The following is a 2,704-nucleotide window of genomic DNA, read 5'->3' as shown; positions in this document are numbered from 1 at the left end:
TTTACGCGGTGTGGCCGGTGCCTTAACGTTCTTGGCAGCCTGGTAAACCGCGACCAGGGTGAGGTCTTCCGCAGACGCGAAATTCAGGAAGGCCTTGACGGCGCTGAGGCGCAGGCCGATGGTTGCGGGCAGGTATTCCTTGGTTTGCCGCATCCAGACCAGCCAGTCCTTGAGGACCTGCCGGTCGAAGTGGTCAAAGCCGATCTCCTGGCGGCGGACCCGCTTCTCGGCGACCAGGTAATGGACGTAGCTCTCCAGACTGATCCGGTACGCCTCAATGCTGCGCGGCGCCATTTCCCTGACGTTGGGCAGGAAGTCGTGCAGGAAGTTCCGGGCGTAACCCCAGAAATCGGGAGTCGGTTCGTGCGTTCTGCGTTTCATTCGAATCCCACCTCGGGAAACACACCTTGGCCGTCGTGGGTGAGTGCTGCGTAGCCTTCCATGAAGTCCGGCGATGTGTGGATGTAGTAGAAGGTGCTGTCCAGCGATGCATGCCCCATAAACCGGGCGAGGTAGGGCAGCATCGCATTGACGTCGGTGCCTTCGGCCATCCATCGTTCGATGTTGGCGTAGGCGAAATGGTGGCGGAAGGAGTAGGGGTGAGGCTGTCTGCCACCAACTGCCCGTGGCAACCCGGCTTGGTCCCAGATCCGGTTAAACGTCACCCCTATCGAAGCCGGCGAGACCGGGGCTGCGGTCGAGGAGACGAAGAACCCGGGACGCTGTTGCCCGAACCTCTTGCGGGATATCCGGTCGCAGTCGGCGAGGACGTCGATGACCTGGCCGGTGATTGGCAGGCGCCGGCTCCTGTTGCCCTTGGACCACAGCACATCGATTTCCCCTTTATCGAGGTCAACATCCCGGGGTTGTAACCTGCGGGTTTCGCAGGTCCGAAGCCCGCACGAATACATCAGCGCAAAAAAGGCCACGGACTGCCAATTCCACGGCGAACTGGTCTCCAGTCCGGTAGCGGATCGGAAGAACAACGAGATTTCTTCGCGGCTCAACAAGTAGGGCTGGGAGCGGGAGAACCCGCTCTTCCAGGACTCGGCAAGCACATAGGCTTCGGGGTTGCCGTGGGTCCGCATCCAACGGCCAAAATCCCTGATGTATGACATCCAGGACGGGCTGGACCCCGGCTGGGACGACTTCTTGAACATGACCCAACCCTCGATGGCCTGCTGGTCAAAGGAGGCCACTTCGTGTTCCGTGCAGTAGGTGTCGAAGCTGCGCAAGTACCAGATGCGCGAATCGCCGTAGCAGCCCATGCTTTGCTTGAAGGCAAGATACCGCGTCAGTTCCCCGGCAAAAACACTGGTGAATCCATACGTGCTCATCGCACTGCCCCTTCCGGCAGCGGAAGGACACACGAGCGCAATCGTTCGGTATCCGCACTCAGATACACATTGGTCGAGTCACTGTGGGCATGGCCGAGGATCGCCGAGATCGTCGGCAACGCGGTGCCCGCCCGCAACAGCCTGGACGCCGCGTTGTAGCGAAGGACACGCGTTCCAACCTTCATAGCTTCCACCCCGGACGCACGAAAGACCTTGTTGACGATAACGTAAATCGCCGCATGGTCAGCCAAGGCAACATGCGGGGCCTTCAGCCTCAAGAACACCTCTTCCTCATCGGAGACCGGCCGCTCGTCAAGCACGTAGTGCGCAAGCTTGGCCAGGACCAGTGGCGGTATCGGCAGGGTCAACGGGTTGCCGGTCTTTTGCTGCACGAGCCCTATCGTGCCGCCCCGCCAGTCAACGTCCACCAGCCGCAGTCCGCGGATATCGCACGCACGCAACCCGGTGGACAACGAGAGCAAGGCAATCGCCGCATCCCGTGACGACACCAAACCTTGCCGGCAGCCGTCAACAACTTTCCGTTCAACTCCGGCATCGAGCAACGGAACAATCTCGTGGTGACGCCTGGCCCGGGCCAAGGCCAATGCATCAAGCAGATCCGTGCGGGACGTGAATTTCAGGAACGGGCGGAAGCTAGCCACCGCCGACCACATGCTCGAATCAGCCCACCGGCTTCGAAGGGACTCGAGAAATGCCAGAACGCTGGACCCGTCGGCGGCAGCCCACGAGGAAATCCCGGCAGCCTCCAAGACGATCAGATACTCGCAGGCCAACGAACCGAAACAATCTTGTGTGGAACGCGCGAGGCCACGCTCCACCATGTCCTGGGACCATGAAGCCAGTAGCTTGGAGAATTCCGGGCTGCTGGGCTTTTCCTTCTGCTTCCCCCTGGGTCTCATGGAAAGATCCACGGCGCCGGTAAGCAGGTACGAGTCAAATAGCCACACCAACCGGCCGTAATCGGTATGGCGCTGGGCGCTATACCGCCCGGTCCGTGGGCTCGTCGTCATAGAGGCGAATTCCGCACCCAACTCGCTTGTGTAGACAAAATCTTGTTTCTTGGCCAGAAACCCCAGCCACTTGATGGACTTGCGAAACTGGCCGATCGTGGACTGCATATAGCCGGCGTCTTCCAACGCGGCCACAACGACATCTCCGATAGCCGTGACTGTCGTATCCATTGCCTTGTCCTTCCGCTGGGAGCAGGGATACAAGACAAGTTAGGCGGAAACATTAAGCCGAGGAACGGGCCAGCGACCCCCGAACCACAAGCGCAAATTCCCCAACCTCGGCTTAACGTTTTTCTCGGCATAATCGCTGTTAAGCCGAATTCGGCTTAACAGCGA

At 59.9% G+C, this 2,704-nt stretch carries 3 protein-coding genes; all 3 read right to left on the bottom strand.

Annotated features, from left to right (window positions below):
- On the bottom strand, positions 1-381 hold a 381-nt coding region (locus tag ACX80X_RS21025), incomplete at its 3' end, for a site-specific integrase (RefSeq protein WP_459313294.1).
- Positions 378-1,337: a tyrosine-type recombinase/integrase gene (locus ACX80X_RS21020; RefSeq protein WP_252603965.1), complete on the bottom strand. Its 960-nt coding sequence runs from the start codon at positions 1,335-1,337 to the stop codon at positions 378-380. The genes ACX80X_RS21025 and ACX80X_RS21020, both read right to left, overlap by 4 nt.
- Complete coding sequence (locus ACX80X_RS21015) at positions 1,334-2,539, bottom strand: tyrosine-type recombinase/integrase (RefSeq protein ID WP_252603967.1); 1,206 nt, start codon at positions 2,537-2,539, stop codon at positions 1,334-1,336. The genes ACX80X_RS21020 and ACX80X_RS21015 overlap by 4 nt, the downstream gene beginning before the upstream one ends.
- Between the last annotated feature and the right edge of the window lie 165 nt (positions 2,540-2,704).

It is taken from the genome of Pseudarthrobacter sp. MDT3-1 (assembly GCF_054510755.1).
Note: the sequence above shows the minus strand (reverse complement) of the source record. Positions and strands in the feature narration are given on the sequence as shown.

Excerpts from the sequence above, each read along its gene's own strand:
- ACX80X_RS21015 (WP_252603967.1), bottom strand. The coding sequence starts at position 2,539 with ATGGATACGACAGTCACGGCTATCGGAGATGTCGTTGTGGCCGCGTTG.
- ACX80X_RS21020 (WP_252603965.1), bottom strand. The coding sequence starts at position 1,337 with ATGAGCACGTATGGATTCACCAGTGTTTTTGCCGGGGAACTGACGCGG.